The organism is Alkalimarinus coralli, from assembly GCF_023650515.1.
Taxonomy (GTDB): domain Bacteria; phylum Pseudomonadota; class Gammaproteobacteria; order Pseudomonadales; family Oleiphilaceae; genus Alkalimarinus; species Alkalimarinus coralli.
In genome coordinates this window covers 2,651,200-2,667,384 of record NZ_CP096016.1, presented here as the reverse complement: position 1 = coordinate 2,667,384, position 16,185 = coordinate 2,651,200, and the positions used below count along the sequence as shown (strand labels likewise).

18 protein-coding genes are annotated in these 16,185 nt (G+C 45.8%); 7 read left to right on the top strand and 11 right to left on the bottom strand.

Going from position 1 to position 16,185, the window contains the following annotated elements:
• Positions 1 to 127 precede the first annotated feature (127 nt).
• The 11 genes from MY523_RS11840 to MY523_RS11790 all read right to left on the bottom strand — a co-directional run bounded on the left by MY523_RS11840 (position 128) and on the right by MY523_RS11790 (position 11,302).
• The gene (locus tag MY523_RS11840) at positions 128 to 1,360 is read right to left on the bottom strand and encodes an NnrS family protein (RefSeq protein WP_250654910.1); all 1,233 of its coding nucleotides are present in this window, start codon (positions 1,358 to 1,360) and stop codon (positions 128 to 130) included.
• Entirely contained in the window at positions 1,360 to 2,121 is a 762-nt protein-coding gene (locus MY523_RS11835) for an ABC transporter ATP-binding protein (protein ID WP_250654909.1), read from the bottom strand. The genes MY523_RS11840 and MY523_RS11835 overlap by 1 nt, the downstream gene beginning before the upstream one ends.
• Complete coding sequence (locus MY523_RS11830) at positions 2,109 to 2,891, bottom strand: ABC transporter permease (RefSeq protein ID WP_250654908.1); 783 nt, start codon at positions 2,889 to 2,891, stop codon at positions 2,109 to 2,111. Before MY523_RS11830 ends, MY523_RS11835 begins: the two co-directional genes overlap by 13 nt.
• Positions 2,888 to 3,775: an ABC transporter substrate-binding protein gene (locus MY523_RS11825; protein ID WP_250654907.1), complete on the bottom strand. Its 888-nt coding sequence runs from the start codon at positions 3,773 to 3,775 to the stop codon at positions 2,888 to 2,890. Before MY523_RS11825 ends, MY523_RS11830 begins: the two co-directional genes overlap by 4 nt.
• A 107-nt stretch (positions 3,776 to 3,882) precedes the next feature.
• Positions 3,883 to 6,156, bottom strand: coding sequence for a TonB-dependent receptor family protein (locus MY523_RS11820; protein WP_250654906.1), 2,274 nt, complete (start codon positions 6,154 to 6,156; stop codon positions 3,883 to 3,885).
• A gap of 134 nt (positions 6,157 to 6,290) precedes the next feature.
• The gene (locus MY523_RS11815) at positions 6,291 to 7,502 is read right to left on the bottom strand and encodes a tetratricopeptide repeat protein (RefSeq protein ID WP_250654905.1); all 1,212 of its coding nucleotides are present in this window, start codon (positions 7,500 to 7,502) and stop codon (positions 6,291 to 6,293) included.
• Positions 7,499 to 8,149, bottom strand: a complete 651-nt coding sequence (locus MY523_RS11810; protein WP_250654904.1) for an energy transducer TonB — start codon at positions 8,147 to 8,149, stop codon at positions 7,499 to 7,501. The genes MY523_RS11815 and MY523_RS11810 overlap by 4 nt, the downstream gene beginning before the upstream one ends.
• A gap of 1 nt (position 8,150) precedes the next feature.
• Positions 8,151 to 8,564: an ExbD/TolR family protein gene (locus MY523_RS11805; protein ID WP_256470528.1), complete on the bottom strand. Its 414-nt coding sequence runs from the start codon at positions 8,562 to 8,564 to the stop codon at positions 8,151 to 8,153.
• Positions 8,561 to 9,058 carry a MotA/TolQ/ExbB proton channel family protein gene (locus tag MY523_RS11800; protein WP_250654903.1) on the bottom strand — a complete coding sequence of 166 codons (498 nt, stop codon included), beginning with the start codon at positions 9,056 to 9,058 and terminating at the stop codon, positions 8,561 to 8,563. Before MY523_RS11800 ends, MY523_RS11805 begins: the two co-directional genes overlap by 4 nt.
• On the bottom strand, positions 9,048 to 10,520 hold the full coding sequence (locus MY523_RS11795; RefSeq protein ID WP_250654902.1) for a MotA/TolQ/ExbB proton channel family protein: 1,473 nt from the start codon (positions 10,518 to 10,520) through the stop codon (positions 9,048 to 9,050). Before MY523_RS11795 ends, MY523_RS11800 begins: the two co-directional genes overlap by 11 nt.
• Before the next feature lie 2 nt (positions 10,521 to 10,522).
• A complete protein-coding gene (locus MY523_RS11790; protein ID WP_250654901.1) occupies positions 10,523 to 11,302 on the bottom strand; it encodes a DUF3450 domain-containing protein in 780 nt (259 codons plus the stop codon).
• A gap of 172 nt (positions 11,303 to 11,474) precedes the next feature.
• Between MY523_RS11790 and MY523_RS11785 the strand changes: the two genes are divergently transcribed.
• From MY523_RS11785 to MY523_RS11755, 7 genes are all read left to right on the top strand, one after another.
• Positions 11,475 to 11,678 carry a hypothetical protein gene (locus tag MY523_RS11785; RefSeq protein ID WP_250654900.1) on the top strand — a complete coding sequence of 68 codons (204 nt, stop codon included), beginning with the start codon at positions 11,475 to 11,477 and terminating at the stop codon, positions 11,676 to 11,678.
• A complete protein-coding gene (locus MY523_RS11780) occupies positions 11,668 to 12,000 on the top strand; it encodes a hypothetical protein (protein ID WP_250654899.1) in 333 nt (110 codons plus the stop codon). The genes MY523_RS11785 and MY523_RS11780 overlap by 11 nt, the downstream gene beginning before the upstream one ends.
• Before the next feature lie 70 nt (positions 12,001 to 12,070).
• Positions 12,071 to 12,610, top strand: coding sequence for a DUF6162 family protein (locus MY523_RS11775; RefSeq protein ID WP_250654898.1), 540 nt, complete (start codon positions 12,071 to 12,073; stop codon positions 12,608 to 12,610).
• Positions 12,607 to 13,509: a metal ABC transporter solute-binding protein, Zn/Mn family gene (locus MY523_RS11770; RefSeq protein WP_250654897.1), complete on the top strand. Its 903-nt coding sequence runs from the start codon at positions 12,607 to 12,609 to the stop codon at positions 13,507 to 13,509. The genes MY523_RS11775 and MY523_RS11770 overlap by 4 nt, the downstream gene beginning before the upstream one ends.
• Before the next feature lie 28 nt (positions 13,510 to 13,537).
• Positions 13,538 to 14,230 (top strand): metal ABC transporter ATP-binding protein, encoded by a 693-nt coding sequence (locus MY523_RS11765; RefSeq protein ID WP_250654896.1) that lies wholly within the window; start codon positions 13,538 to 13,540, stop codon positions 14,228 to 14,230.
• A 117-nt stretch (positions 14,231 to 14,347) separates the two neighbouring features.
• Positions 14,348 to 15,232: a metal ABC transporter permease gene (locus tag MY523_RS11760; protein WP_250654895.1), complete on the top strand. Its 885-nt coding sequence runs from the start codon at positions 14,348 to 14,350 to the stop codon at positions 15,230 to 15,232.
• Positions 15,229 to 16,128 (top strand): metal ABC transporter substrate-binding protein, encoded by a 900-nt coding sequence (locus MY523_RS11755; protein ID WP_250654894.1) that lies wholly within the window; start codon positions 15,229 to 15,231, stop codon positions 16,126 to 16,128. The genes MY523_RS11760 and MY523_RS11755 overlap by 4 nt, the downstream gene beginning before the upstream one ends.
• The last annotated feature ends 57 nt before the right edge of the window (positions 16,129 to 16,185 follow it).

Below are 16,185 nucleotides of genomic sequence, written 5' to 3'. Positions count from 1 at the left end.
CGCAGTTTATGTGTAATAAGTCCCGGTCGACCCAGGAGAGCGCACCATTTTGAGCCATTTTTTAACGATGAATTTGTAAGCGCAGTAGTCGTGCAAAACTCTCTATTAATATGCCGAGAAATAGGATTTATCCTGGCAAACCGTCGACTCTTGGATTCATAAGAATGGAGTAAAACCTAACCAGATAAACCACAAATGCTCCAGCCCACAAAAACGAAGAGCTAGCATATAACAAAGGCGCGTAGTGAGGCAAAAATGCTATAGAGGATCTAAGCACGCTGGCAATAATGATGAAAATGACCGTTACATTTAACCATTTGCTAGCCTGTAATATTCTGCCCGTATGTACGGTGGAGACAATGGTCATTATCATTATGTAAGCAAGCCCGAGTGCGCCAGTGGTTAAGATGTGCCTGAAATGGTTTATTCCGTAGAAACTATCATCTAAATAATTAACCGCCATAAAACCATAACCAAAGGCCATTAGCAGAAGAATAGAGGCTAACGGCCAAACCAGTGGAATAGTGAACAATCGGACGTCTTTAATAAAGAAGTCATTTAGGATATTGAGTATTGCAGCCGAAACAGCAAATGCTAACCAAGCCAGAATATGATTCTCAGGTATCAAAAATTCAGCTGTCGTAAATAGTAGCAGGGTAAAAATAGCTAAATAATACCTGGGAGGGCGGGATATAAATAATTCGTTTATCTCATGTTGCTCCAATAAGCTATTGATCACACCGGTATTAACGCGCTGCAAGACTGAGAGAATCAGTATCATAAACGCCCCTACAGCTAGTTTTAGAACGGCAATAGAGTCAGCTGTGACTCCCGTTAATAGGCGTAATGAGCCAATTTTTGATATAAAAAAGACGACCTGAATCGTTGTTAATAGCATGATTGAAAACGCTAGAGCTGAATGCCTCTTTTGCGGGTCTGAAAGCACTGGCTTGATGACTTGAAAAAGTAGCCACAACCAAAAAGATAAATTGACTATGCTGACGATGAGTGGGCCAAGCAGGTCGATCATCCAGAAGCTAAGTCGCCCAACGGCCCACAGAATAATTGCCCACATTAAGGGGCTGTCTGTTATGGGAGTGGTTCGCTCAAAAAACTCTGGTAGTGCGGTCAGTAGAAACCCTGCAATTCCGGCTCCTGCCAGACCAAACAGCATTTCGTATATATGCCATTCAATGATGTTGCCAGTAAAACTCAGGGTGATAAAGCCCCCCCAATGCACTCCCCAAAGCAGGGCAGTGAGAACAATATAACCAGATAATAATAAAAAAAATGGACGGAACCCATAAGCAAGTAAAGTGTGCGACAGCGGTGGGTTTAATGTCTTTGGAGTGGCTGCCACTATTTAGCCCTCAGGTTTAATTCAAAGGTTTGCCTTATTTTGGGATGTGCTAGCAGCCTTGCGGTTTCCTGATAAACAAACTGGTCGTCCCGTTCTGGTAGCGGCTTGTTAAGTGTAAAGCTTTCGACTATTCGCCCAGGGTCAATATCAAGGAGTAAAATTTCATGGCTTAACCTAACGGCCTCCATAAGGTCGTGGGTGATAAACAAGATTGATAAATTTTGAAGGTTAACGAGCTCTACTAAAATGCTTTGCAGCTCTTGTTTTAAGCCTATATCCAACGCTGAAAAAGGTTCATCCAGATATAATAGCTCAGGTTGAACGACTAGTGCGCGAGCAAAGGCAACTCGTTGGCGCATGCCGCCGCTTAAGTCTTTAGGGAATTTATTAAAATCTATTTCATCTAAACCAAAGCGTAAAGCAATGTCTTTTGCTTGAGCATGCCGCTGGGCTTTTTTAACACCTTTTGCTTTCAGCCCAAAGGCTATGTTATCCAGGGTAGTTTGCCAGGGTAGTAATCGAGCATCTTGAAAGGCAAAAGAAAAACTTTCGAATGTGTTTATGATTTCCCCATCCAGCACATCCAGTAGTCTTGCACACAAGTGTAAAAGCGTGGTTTTACCCCCTCCGCTAGGGCCGACAACAGACACGACTTGCCCTTTTTTCACGCTAAAATTGATATCGCGTAGTATTTCTGCAGGGCCAAAACGGTGATTAAGGTGGCTGACCTGTAGACTGCTTGTTTGGGTTAATTGCGCCACTGTTCGACCTCCCGCTTGATGGGCTCCATTAACAGGTATTCAATTAATAATAGAGACGCAACCATGATCGTGACCAAGGCGAGTGCAGTTGCGGTGTCGAGTTGTGAGCGGCTAATGGCTAACGCAGCGCCAATGCCACTATTACTAGCGAGCAGTTCGGCCATTACCACGACTTTCCAGCAGGTGCCTAGTGAGACGCTCCATGCGGGGAAAACATAGGAAAAAATATGCGGAAAATAGATATCAACTACTTTCATTCTCAAAGGAACTTTAAATATGTTACTCATCGTGTTTAGATCATTTTCAAGTGTTCTGGTGCCTTGAAGGGCACCTACAAACACCATTGGAAAAGATGCTATCACGATGGTAAATACCACCGTCATATCAGTCATACCGAACCACATCATAGCAAGTACAATCCACGCTATCGGTGGCATTCCCATTAAGATAGTTACGAGAGGACGACTCATCATTGATGCGGTCGCAAATAGGCCGGCTAATAAACCTAATGTTGTCCCCAATGCCACCGATATGAGAAAGCCCCACATGGCTCTTTTTAATGAGATCAATAACTCTGTCTGCAAATCGCCATCTTGTAATAACTGCCATAATGTAGAAAAGGCGACTTGAGGAGAGGGGAGAATCAGGCTTCCATAGGTTTGGTACCCGTACTCCCAAAACGCAATAAAGATGCAGATGCTGGCAATGGCTCCCCAGCCGCCCCAGAGATAGCGAGGGAAGTTTTTTAGAATATTAAGGAGGGCGTTCATTCTGTATAGTAAAACGAGTTGCTAGGTAGCGTCCCGCCAATAAGGGCGGGGGTTTCCTGGTGTAACATAGAAAAGAAATGCTCTAAGTCAGATTTTGCTTCGGTAGCAGAAACGACGCGTATTTGGCTCACTTTAATGGAGTCTGAGATTGCTTCCGGTGTTAACATTTTGACTGTTTTCCCAATTAATTGCCCCGCTTCATCCGGGTTGTCGATGCACCACTGTGTAGCTTTTCGATACTCATCATTAAATCGCTTAATCTCATGGCTTGAAAGAGCGCTATTGAGAACCGCCATGCCTGCTTGAGGGATACTACTTTGTCGCTTTAGTAGCCGCCCCCATTCATCTTGCAGATTGGCACTTCTATAGAGGTCAGGGGCAATCATTTTCACCGGAAAAGACTGAGTTTTGCGTAAGGCCATTGATATAGCAGGTTCGGCTAGTAACGCGTGATCAACCCGACGCATTATTAATAGTTGCATTGCGTCTAACGGGCTCGCAACATAGCGTAAATTGAAATCGGTCTTGGGGTTGAGCCCTGAAGATTTAGCCAATGTTGAAAAGATAATATCTGGCATGTCGCCCCTAAATGGCATAGCAATTTCTTTGTCTTTAAAGTCGGCGATGGTTTTAAGGCTGTTATCTCTTGAAACCATCCAAAGTATCCCCCAGACGGATACATTAAGTAAGCGAATATCGGCACCACGATTGTAAAGATTAGCCGCAACATTAGTTGGGGTTGCTATGAAATCTACGTTACCATTCAGAGACATTGCTCGCATTTGGTCTGGCGTTCTCCAGAGTTCAAACTTGAGACTGTCTGTAATATCAGTCAGTGCCCCTGAGGACACCATGCGCATCAGTGGGTTGGAAACGCTGGCCATAGGGCCCGCCAGCGTTATTTGTTGCCGCTTCTCAACCGCATTAGCTAAAGAGAACATGAATAGCAGAACTGTTATACATGCTATTTTTAACCAAACTAAGCTGTTAGTTACCATGAATACGTTGCCCCTAAAGAAAAGCTAAGGCCCTGGCCAGGAAGAAACGTAGGCTGATTGGCATCTGAAATGCCCCGTATCACATAAGATGTCTGGTAAGTTTCGTCGTTAATATTATCCAAATCAGCGTAGAGTCGGAATGACTCTGTTGCTTTGTAAGATGCTTTTATTCCTAGCAACATAAATGCGTCCTGAACTTGCGTATTGGAATGATCAACATAGGTATCTGATGGTTGCCATCTGACATTTGGCGCGATAAGAATCTTATTGTTTGGTTGGTAAGCTAACTCAACATACCCAAGGTGTTCAGGAATTCCCGCTATTTGGTTGCCACTATAAATGCCGCCATCAAAGGTAAAGTGGCTGTAGTTGTAGATAATATTAGTGTTTAAGCGGTCCCCGCCCAGCAGCAAGTTGTTTCCAAGAAGGGTATTGAAGCCTAGCTCGACTCCTTGATGCGTTGTACCATCGGTGTAATTGAGAGTTTCTGCGTTCACGGCAAACCCCGTTACCAGCGTTATCAGCTCATCTTCCACCTTTGAGTGGTAGTACGTCATTTGCCACGATGTATCGTTCCAATCACCTTGAGTACCTAACTCAAGTGTCCAGGCCGTTTGTGCTTTTAGGTCTTTTAAAGCAGCGCCTGATGCTATTTCGGCATCAGTAAACGGCGGCGAAGGCGGACTGGTTTCACCCGGCACAATAAGAGGCCCAACCATTCGGGTAACGAGGTGGTTAAATGTCGGTGCTTCCATGCTACGACTCAGGTTAGTAAAGAAACGCACAGATTCATCTGCTTCATAAATCAAACCAATTTTAGGGTTGAATGCATCGAATGACAGATCCTGATTGACATTGGCAACTGTTTTATCAAATCCTTGAGATGGGGGAGTAGATGCTTTTCCCTTTATATCCCGTTCGTTATGCAACCATTGAAGCCCTGTAATTAACTGTACTTGGTCGTGAACTCTAGCTTTATATTGCATATTTAATGCAATATTGTTTGCATCCATATCCAAATCTGCGAACTGAAATAAACGCGTTCCATCTTCTGGGTTATTAACCCAGTACTCAGTTGGCATGTCTCCCTGGTTGGCGGTTAACGAAATGAGCAGGTCGTCTTGTGGTGTAATCAGGTTACCTGATGTATTAAAGGCGTAGCGAACCCCTAGATTGTTTGATTCAACCACTGCATGAGACAATGGGTCGGTAAATACGTCGTCTACCGTTTCAGCAAAAACACCCAGCTCGTGATCGGTATGGTCAAAGCTTATACTTGTGGTATTTGCTAATCGAAGTTGCTGCGTGTCTCTATGAGGCTTACGCTTGTAGACGTTAAAAACACCATCCCAGCCCCCTCGCGCATTCCACCCAAAGGTTGGATGGTTGACTGCGGGAGCTGGCAGACCAGAGGGAGGGGCATAGTTGGAAGCATAGCCATCACCTATAACGGCTTCAGGGTGTTCAGTTGCGATGCCTTTTTGAACTACGAATGGAATTTGGAAGTAATTGTCGGCATAGTTAAAATAAGTTCTATTTTCTATATTCTCATTAATTTGATAGCCAACATTAAACGCCAAGTCAGTTCGTTCGCCTTCACTGTGGTTACGAAATCCATCAGACTGGGCTCGCCCACCGCTGATGTAATAATCCCAAAGTTCGTTTTTGTGGCCAAAGCCAAAATTTCCGTTAAATTGGCTGTTAGAGCCACCTTCTGCCTGGATAAAATTGTTGCTGTTAAGGGCTGTTCTAGGAACCATATTAATGGCGCCACCTAGCGCTGCGCCGCCATACTGGAGAGCATTAGCACCTCGGTATACAGAAATATAACGCATTTGCTGTGGCGCAAGAAGACCAATAATAAAAGAACCATCGGATTGGTTTAGAGGCAAGCCGCTTGATAGCAGCTGTACGCCGCGATTAACCGGATTGTCTTGAATTCCTGAGCCTCGGATGTTCAATCTAGGTTGGTCATTTCCTCCAAAAAACTCTTGCATAATAACGCCTGGCTCGTTCTTAAGAACATCGCTAAGCGTTGATTTGCTGGTTGATAAGTCATTCAAGTCAACCAAATTGGTTCCACCGGGAACATTGTATAGATTGTTTTTTAGAGTGGTCTTAGTGGTTGAGCCAGGGCTTTTGTCCCCTTGGATAACTAAGGGAGATAGATTGACGCTGTCTTCTGTCATCTGCTCATTTGCGTATAGGTGTCCTGTGGATAGCATGAATAACAAAATAGAGTTTATTCCGTTGCTTTTTGTCCTCATAATTCTGACCCTGCTCAAGTGAATATCAAGTAAACGCAAATGATAATTGTTCTCATTTATATTTACTTGATATTCATCAAGAGTGGTTAAATAACTATGATTGCTACGATAAGAAATGGCTTTTACGGAGGCTACTATTGACGATTAATATATTGAGCAGTCTGTTGCCGCATTTTTAGGGCTTGTTTATTTTCAGGGTCAACATCTAATAGTTGAGTCAGTGTTGCACGGGCCTCCTTATAATGCCGCGCCAGCAACCAGCCATTAGCCAGTAACTGCAAGTTAGTGCTGTTCTTTTTGACTTGTCCATTTTTCATTGCCGCGCTTAATGCCTCTGCGCCCCGAAGAGGGGTGTTCTGTCTCATTGCGAGCTGGGCCAGCCATACATAGTGACGTTCCTTTTTCATATATCCACCCAACTGGGCTGAACGTAAAGCACTCAGGGCGAGGCCGAATTGCTCTCTTCTATGGTAGATTGCGGCCAACTGCTCCCAATATTGCATCTTGGGGTAAATCGTTAGTATTTGTTTTAAGAGTTTGATGGATTGGTTATCCTGCTTTAGCTGTTGGTGGCTTGCTAGCGCGAGTTGATACCAGCTTTCAGGTGCTGGGTTTTTAAGTTTAATCGCCTCGTTCAGTGGAGGGAGAACATCAGCCCATTGCTCAAGTTTTGCGTAGCTTTGTGCAAGAACCAGATAGTCATCCGTTGATACACTAGCCCGTTGTTTGTTTCCCTTGTCTGTATTGCTCGATTTTGTCTTGTGGCCTGTATTTCTATGTCCCGTATCATGGAGTGGATTGGCGGCTTGAATGGTGAGCTCTACCCAGTTGCTCATTAGGTTGATCGCCTTTTTCCATTGTTCCTGGTTGAAGGCGAGTTGGGCCAGCATGTGCTGTAGTTTTAGCTGCTCTGGTGGTTCGAAAATATCGGCGTTCCATGCTTTTTCAAAATAAACCAGCGCGCTTTTGTAGTCAGATTGATGTAACGCAATGCCGCCTCTGACTTTATAAAACAGTGCCTGTTCGTAGTCATTTAGCTCTAGGGCTTGTAACTCGTTAATGGCCGCTATGGATTGCTTGGCGAGCTGTTCCGGAGACAACGGGCTTGACGGGGCGGGCGCCTGTTGTGATTTCGGGGTGGTTGTAAATACTTGCTGAGCCTGAAACAGCAGTTTTTGAACATTAGGAGAAAGCCGTTGCCGGTTACCAGCATTGGCAAGGTCACTGTGGATGAGCAGCACCAGTATATTGAGTATGACTAGCAGGCTGAATGTCACCTGTATAGGGTTGGCGTGCCTGCGTGAAGGGTTTGTTTGTGTAGAAAGATAGGTTCTCGGGTTGTTCATGACTGCATCTTGAAGGAGAGTTTTTGACGGGTTCTAAATGGCTGGCTTTTGCCATTTTTAACGAAAGGATTAAATTTCCACCTGAGAATGGCGCGCTTGACCACGTTATCAAAAACTCCCGGAGGGGTTGCGTCGATAATTTTGAAGGAATCAGGTACCACCTGTCCTTCCGGGTCAACCGTAAACTCAGCAGTAACTTCGCCTTCGATGCCCCGTTGCAATGCTCTGCGTGGGTACATTGGGTTAATTCTGGTAATGGGAGCTTGCGTCAAATTAAGCTCAAGGCTATCGGATAGCTGTAGGTCGGAGATCGCGATTTTGCTTAAATCCGCTCCGATATTCATCTTTATATCAAGGTCGAGAGGAGCAACCGAGGGGGATATATCGGGCATGCCAGCGGCCACCGCTTGTTTCGGTGTTGCGACCTTTGGCTCCGGCGTTGATTGGGACTCCAAAAGAGGAGGTGGCGGGCGCAGCCGTTCGCGAATGTTAAGATCGGTATCAAACCGCATGCGCCCTATATCGATACTCAAAGACTCTTGGCGGCTATATTCGTGAGTTAGGCCAAAGCCTGCCAGCTGAGCCATAAATGAAAACAGCATAAAAACCACTAAGGCTGAAAGGGGCAGAAACCAGAGCTGTCTCATGTTATCCGGCTCCATTTTTGGTAGCGACTGCGACCTGCTCGATACCCGATAGCTTGACCTGATCCATCACTTTAACCAGAGTGCCGGTTCTGGCATTTCGATCTGCTTGTATCATGACGGCCACATCGGGCTGCTCTACTTTGAGCTTTTCCAGCGTGGGTCGAATCATTCTGATGTCGGTTTGCTTTTGATCAAGCCAGATTTGCCCTTCGGGGGTAATGGCGATCATAATCCCCGCGCTCTCTTTTTGTTCTGCGGTATTTGCGGTCGGGCGGTTAATATCAACCCCGGCTTCGCGTATGAAACTGCTTGAAACAATAAAGAAAATCAACATGATAAAGACAATGTCGAGCATTGGGGTCATATCGATTTCGTTATCATTTTCTGATAAATCGAGATTAAGTCGGCTTCTCACGATTGACTCCTCAGTAAATTCAGTGCGTTTAGCTGCAATTGGCTCCAGCGATTAAGCCAGACATAACACATTAGCCCAGAGACGGCTAACACCATACCTGCCATGGTTGGGAGTGTGGCTTGTGCAACGCCGGAGGCCATTAACCGTGGGTTAGCCGTGCCTTTTAACGCCATAATATCGAAAAGGTGGATCATGCCGGTGACGGTGCCGAGCAGGCCAATGAGTGGGCAAAGCGCCACCAGCGTTTTGATAACGGGCAATGTTGCAATAATACTCAGCTGCAAATCACAGCACTTAAGCAATTGCTGACTGCGCACAGGGGTCGATATGCATGCCTGTTTTAGCTTTGGAAAGGTTCTAAAACGGAACCACAAACGTTCAAGCAATAAGCTCCAGAGAACTAATGCGCTACCAACCAGCAACAGCAGTACAGGCCCACCTGCGTGAAAAAATGCACTCAGCGATGGCATAAATGAGGTGAAATCAAGCGGCATCTGAAAGACCTGCCGACCGGTTATCCAAGCGAATATCTGCGTTTTTATTGATTGCGCTATTCCGGTCAATGGTCAGTGCCAGGGACTTCTGCTGTAGTAGTTGAAGCAGGGTTCTGGTTTTGGCTGAAATAAAGCTGTGGCTGAATAATAGTGGGATGGCAACACAGAGCCCTAATACGGTTGTCATTAGTGCTTGTGATATTCCTCCTGCCATCATTTTAGGGTCTCCGGTGCCGAACAGCGTAATACTCTGGAATGTGCCGATCATGCCAGTCACGGTTCCCAATAGGCCTAATAATGGCGCTATTGCGGCGATTAACTTAAGAAGTGTTAAACCTCGCTCAAGCTTGGGAGCCTCTTTTAAGAGCGCTTCGTCTATACGAATTTCTCTTTCGTTTTGAGTGTCTTGGGGTGGCTGGCCTGCGTCGCTGGTGTTCGGGTTTGTTGCTGATGCCGCAAGCAATATCCTGCCAAGTGGGTTGTTACTTGAAGGTTGTTCTATCTGTCTAAGCTGTTTGTTAACGCTGGTGCCAGCGATTAGCGTGGCGGTTAGCCGCCAGAGTGCAGCCAGCGCACCCAGCATACCCAGCCCAATAATGATGTAGCCAACCAAGCCACCCTGTTGAACTCTCTCTTTTAACGTTGGAGTTCTCCCCAGCAGTTCCAGCAAATTACCTCGGCTAGGATCAATGACTAAACTCTCACCCTGGCCGGCAAAAAAATCTGCTGCTTGCCGCTGAATTGATAGCGCTGGCTGTCGAGGTAAAACTCTCATGCGCTGGTCGTTGGGTAGATATTGCAAATACTCGCCTTGTGGTGTGATTGCACCAAAAGCGCCAATTCGCAGTATCTCACTTTCCTTGTGCTGGCCATTGGTCAGCGTGATATTGCCCCTGATGACTTTAATATCAGCACTTGCTGTCATTTCCTGTTGCAAGAGAAACCAGAGTGTTTTCAGCTCGTTCAGGGTCGGTATTCGCTTTTGATCTGCAAACTCAAGGGCCGAGATCCGGTTCGGAAATTCAATGCTAGTCAATGAGTCTTGTAAAATGCCACTAAAGTCCTGTGCTTGCTGTTTCACTACACCGAAAACTTCGCCCAGTTGGCCGCTGCGGGTGATTAGACGTTCGTTTTTTTCAGCGATGAAATCTTCATTCTGGTCAAACCTGTCTTTTAAGAAGGTCTGCATCAGCTCAGCTTTTTTAAGTCGGTCTTGAGCCTCCTTCAGCAGTCGGGCCTGATCGCGCTGATTTTTTGTGAATGCCCGCAGCCGATCACTATCTGTTTTCGTGTCTGTAGCGATGCTATTTTGAACCTCGTCCAGCAGGGCCTTTAACCCCTCATTTGTTTGACCAACGCTGTTGTAGCTAACGACTGATAGAGCTAGACATAGCCAAAAACGGAAAAGTTTTTTTATAGTCAACGTTTTGAATAGTGCAATAACGGATATATTAATAGGCATTACTACTTCCCTGAGCTGAGAGGCGCATCAATAGATAACGGTAAATCAAGAAGTTCCGGCACGGTTTGCTGTCTGGCAAGTTGAATGCCTTTTTGAATAGACCAACGGTGGTCGGCAGAAAGCGCTTTCCAGTGGCTGTTTTGTTTATCCCAGACCCCGCTTTCTTGGCCGTCAGCCGTTTGATAATAGAGCGCTATGCGGCCGAGCTTGAGAAAGGTAACGTCTTTGGTGATGTCGTCTATATTTAGCTGTGCGTTGTATGCTTCAAGTGTGCGGCCATATTCGACTTCAATCTGATAGGCTTCCAGCACCTGCCGGTATTTTTCTGCAATGCTAATGTCAGCGCGATCAAGTACTGCTTGAAGTCTTGATAATCGGCCCGAACGTTCGTCTTGCAGGAACGGGAGATCACTCTCTACGAACCTGGCAAGCATCTCTTTCATTTTAACCAACAGGGGGAGTGCAGCCTGGCCGGTCTCTTCAAGTGAAGATATCTGGTCTTGTAAGCCTTTTAACTCACGCTCTTGTGAGTCTACCAGGCGGCGTAGCTGGTTGTTGTAGGTCTCTATTTGCTCTGCGCGATGAATAGTCTCTATATAGCGGTAGTAGTCTTCAGTTGTTTGATCATCCAGTTCGTTAATTCTGGTCTGCGTTTGCGCTGCCTTCTGCGTCGCTTTGCTCACTTGACTATGAGCTTGCTCAATAAAGGTTGATGCATTAACGGACATGCCAACAAAAAACAAACAGGTTAGATAAGCAATCGTATTTAAAGGTTTTTTCATGATTCTACGCTATATAAAAAGTTTTAATCAAATGATAATGATTCGCATTAATATTTATATCGAGGGTGGAATTCTAGTATTTATGGTTGTTAATGTAAATAAGAATGGTTAGCATTAGCATTATCGATTGTGTTGTTTTTTAATATTACTCCCAATTAGATGTAGTGAGATAATGTCTTCCAGAAAATATAGCAGGCGCCGTATTGCGTATTTAATCCATATTTTTTTTGGTCTTAAACTGACTATTCTTCCAACTGTTGTTTTGGGAACCGGAGCGATTGCTGTGTTTGTAGAAGAGCTGGACTTGGGAGGCGAATTTTACCAGTCCTCCTGGTCGTTGATGCCAAACGGCAAGGAGACACGAGATGCGTTATAAATCCCTTTTTAAAGCCTCATTCTTTCTGGCGATGGGGCTGCTCAGTCACTCTGCATTTGCTCATTACCCGCTACTTGATTGCTATTACGGGAGTGAAGGTGGGTTGCACGTATATTGTGATGCGGGGTTTTCTGACCGTTCGAAAGCTCCGAATGTCATGATGGAGGTATTCTCTGAGGATGATGAGGTCATCGCGCAAGGACGTACCGATGAGAATGCACTATTTGATTTCAAAAGACCTGACGGCGCATTTTTTATCATTATGGATGCGGGGCCAGGGCACGTGATTGAAATATCTGATGATGAGGTACGAGAACGATAGATATCAGCTAACCGAAAAAACGGTTGTAAACCGTAACGAAACTAGCATCAAGTGACTAAGCAAAAGGTGAATGAGCTCAGTGGTTGAAGAAAAAATACGTCCCATTAACCGGCAGGGTGAAGATACCGTTATTGCCTGCCTTGTTGTTGCGGTTGTTTGCTGCTCCGTACTGATGCTTTGGTTACGCCAGCCTGGTCAGGTCGCAGCCGTTGAGCGCGTGCCAGACGGCGCCAGGCAAACACTTACTGAGTTAAGTGTTGCGGCTGAAGAAATTCATATGATGACAGAGCTGGATGGGAGATACCCAACGGTGAGTGATTTACGGCAAATGGGCGTGGCCCCTTTTGCAAGTAATCATCAACAGCGCTGGGTAGAGGTTCAGCCAGGTTGCTATTTAGGTTCAACAGGAGAGTTTAGCTTTCGCCTGATGACAGCTGATGCAACCACAGATATCAGCTGGCGAGCAGGAGGGAATGACTCTCAACCTGAACAGTTAAATAAAGCGTTATGTACTAAAAGACTAAGTGAAGATAAGGGGCTTGATTGGCAGGTGTTCTCTTCGTCTCAAACACCGCATCACTCCAGAAGTCGGGAGCATTCACACCTATGAGCCGTTTAACTAGCCATTTTCTTATACTTATTGCCTTGTTGTTGGGTTCATATACTCCGGTCGTTGCTCAGGAGAAGCTAACCATAGGGATCACGTTACATCCCTACTACTCATACGTGAGTAAAATTGTGGGCGATAGGGCAGAGGTGAAACCACTGATTGAAGCAGGGTTTAACCCGCATGCCTATAAGCTATCGCCAGCGGATTTAGCAAGGCTAAAGTCAATGGATGCTATTGTCGTCAACGGTATCGGCCATGATGAATTTGCGATTGAAGTGCTCAACCGACTTGAATTACCCAATCTTGAAATTATCTACGCCAATGATTCGGTGCCTCTTATCGGAAATAAGGCGGGTACAAAACATAACCCTCACACATTTGTCTCGATTGATGCGACGATTCGGCAGGTGTATACCATTGCCAAAAGGCTTGCATCTCTAGACCCTCCCAATCGCAGGTTTTACCAGAAAAATGCAATACAGTTTGCTAGAGAGCTAAGGGCTATAAAGCGAACCACTCAGCAGCAGTTGGCGGCGTTAGATTTTAGTCAGATCAGGGTCGCCAGTACGCACAATGCCTATGGATACCTATTACAGGAGTTTGGCCTAACGGTATCTGCTGTTGTTGAGCCTGCACATGGTGTATCACCCAGTGCTGCACAGTTGCAGTCGACCATTGAGAAAATTCGCACAGCAAATGTGGATATCCTGTTTACCGAGCTAAACATGCCTAACCAGTATGTTCGTGTTATTGAAGAAGAAACAGGTGTTCGGTTGTATCACTTTTCTCATATGACTTATGGGGACTATCGTGTTGAGCTGGTCAATGAAGACATGGCGTACAACTTGAAAACACTGGCATCAGCATTCACTTTCGCCGCAGGGGAAGGGCTTGAATAACAATCCATTAAAAGGACCATCCATTTGCTTGACTAAAGCCAGTGTGACGGTTGAGTCAACCCAGCTTGTTGCACCTGCTTCAATGCTCATGGCTGGAGGTCAATGGCATGCCATCGTTGGCCCCAATGGTGGAGGGAAAAGCACGTTATTAAAAACAATACTGGGGTTGATGCCGCATCAGGGTGATGTATCGATTAGCTGGCCGGGCAATAAAAAAGGAGGCGTAGGTTATATGCCTCAGATGCAGCCATTTGATCGGAGTGTACCTATATCGGTATTGGATTACGTATTGATGTCCGCGACCAAAATGCCGCTATGGTGCTCAAGAAAGTTGCCTCATAGTGTGTTTGATGTGCTTGAGCGTGTTCGGTTGACAGGCCTTTTGGACAGGAAGGTGGGGGCGCTCTCAGGCGGGGAGCGTCAGCGGCTTCTTCTTGCTGTAGCTCTTTTGCACTCTCCCTCACTGTTGGTGCTGGACGAGCCTTTATCTGGCCTGGATCGGGAAGGGCAGGAAGAGATGCTCAGCCTGCTGTCTGAGTTTAATCGGCAGGGAGGCACGATTGTGATGGTCGAACATGACTGGCAGGTCGTGATAGACCATTGTCATCAAGCGTACTGGATTGAAGGTGGGCTAAAAGCCAAAGGTTTGCCGGCCGAGGTGTTTGAATGCACTTCTCCATCAACCGTTAGACAACCCTCAGATTCGTGCATCCTTGTATGAGGTCGTTCTAAGAGACAGTTGTATGAGACCGTTCTATGAGACTGTTATAAGAAATAGCTGTATGACATTTTACGTTGGTCATAACAGTCACTCCGCACATTTGAGTATGTATTCTGTATGTTAACAGCAATTTATTCGCAATTTGACTTATGGGTTAGCGCCGGTTTGTTGCCCAGTATGTTTGCTTATGACTTTCTAATAAATGCGATATTAGCGAGTTTGATGATTGGTCCGCTGCTTGGGTTGTTAGGAACTCTCGTGGTGGTTAAACGATTGGCCTTTTTGTCAGAGGCGGTGGGCCATAGCGCTCTCACAGGTGTATCAATTGGCATATTGTTAGGTGAGCCGGTTACTGCGCCTTGGATTAGTCTATTTACCTTTTCGATTCTGTTTGCACTGATGCTGCAGTGGGTTAAGGGGCGAAGCACGGTGCCCTATGATGCATTAATTGGTGTGTTTTTGTCGTTTGCGCTGGCTCTGGGGGCTGCCTTGTTACTTTATGTGGCAAAACATGTGAATGCGCACCTGATTGAGCAGGTGATGTTCGGGTCAGTACTCGTTACAGCAAAAGGTGATTTGTGGATACTGCTTGTTATGAGTGTGTTGGTGTTTGTATTGGCTTGGTGTTATGGGAATGAAGCCTACCTAGTGGCTATTTCACCGGAGGTTGCTCATGCGCAACGGATTAATGTGCGGTTGCATGACTATGGGTTTGTATTGCTTATTGCACTGGTAACAGTGGCTGCCGTTAAAATTATTGGTGCTGTCTTGGTCGGGGCTTTGCTGCTTATTCCTGCGGCCAGTGCGCGGCTGATAGCGGCCAACCTGAAACAGATGGTGCTTTGGTCGGTACTGATTTCGACCAGTAGTGCGCTGTTAGGTGTCTTGATGCCGATGTACGGGGAATGGGCCATTTCCTCAGGCCCTGCAATCATCCTGTTTGCATGTGTCTGGTTTGGTTTTATGTTGTTGATAAGACAGTTAAATCGGGGGGAAGCGTGACCAGCAGGGTTGATAGCGTGATATTAAAGGTTGTTTGGGTTATAGCTGCATTATTTGGGGGGGTAAGCCTTGCATCTTGTTCAATGAGCCAGCATGGTTCCGTGCAGGAGACAGCACTCAAAAACGACACTGAAAGCCCTTTGGTTGTGACGGTTATTCCTGTCGTCGATAGTATTGGGAGGCAGTTAGTTAAAAACACACCGATACGGGTTTCGTTTCTTCCACCACGAAAATATTCTGTTAACAGGGTGCATGGTTGGGTTCGCCACAATAGTTCAGTGTTGCCTGCCAACGCTGATGCGGTTGCAGGCATTAGTGCTATATGGTCGGGCGTTGATATGTATCCTGCATTAAGAGAGCGCAATATCCGAGTGGTGCCAATTGACCTGGCCCATGCACTGACGCCGGGTGGCGAGAGGGTTGCGGCGGTGCGCTTTACCAATCCGAAAACAGGTATGCAAGGTCCTGGCTATTTTTGGTTAAACCCCGCCAATGCGCTGTTGATGACGGGGGTTATGGCGCGGGACTTGTCCGCCTTGTGGCCTGAGCATGCTGACCAGTTAAGTAAAAATAAAGCTGAAATTAATCAATTGCTGCGAGCCATTCAGATTGATATTGATAAGAAACTGTATGATCTGGGCATAGAACAGGTTGTGGTTGATAACATTAAGTTAACCGACCTGGCTGTTTCACTGCTATTACTGGTAGTGTCTGTTGAAGATGCACGCAACAACGGTCTTCCAACACTTTATCTTACGAGTAAGAAGCGCCGTAAAAAAACTGCCTTGTTGCCCAGCAATTTTACAACCTGGTCTTTAGATGATTTTTCCAAGGCCGGAGTCGCCAGTTTCACTGATCGCTGGCAAGATAATATAAGCCATTTCCCTTCAAATTGAACGGTTGTTCATTTTTTACTGCCGAATTGCCATTTTATGCAAAGAAAGTGCATTTGC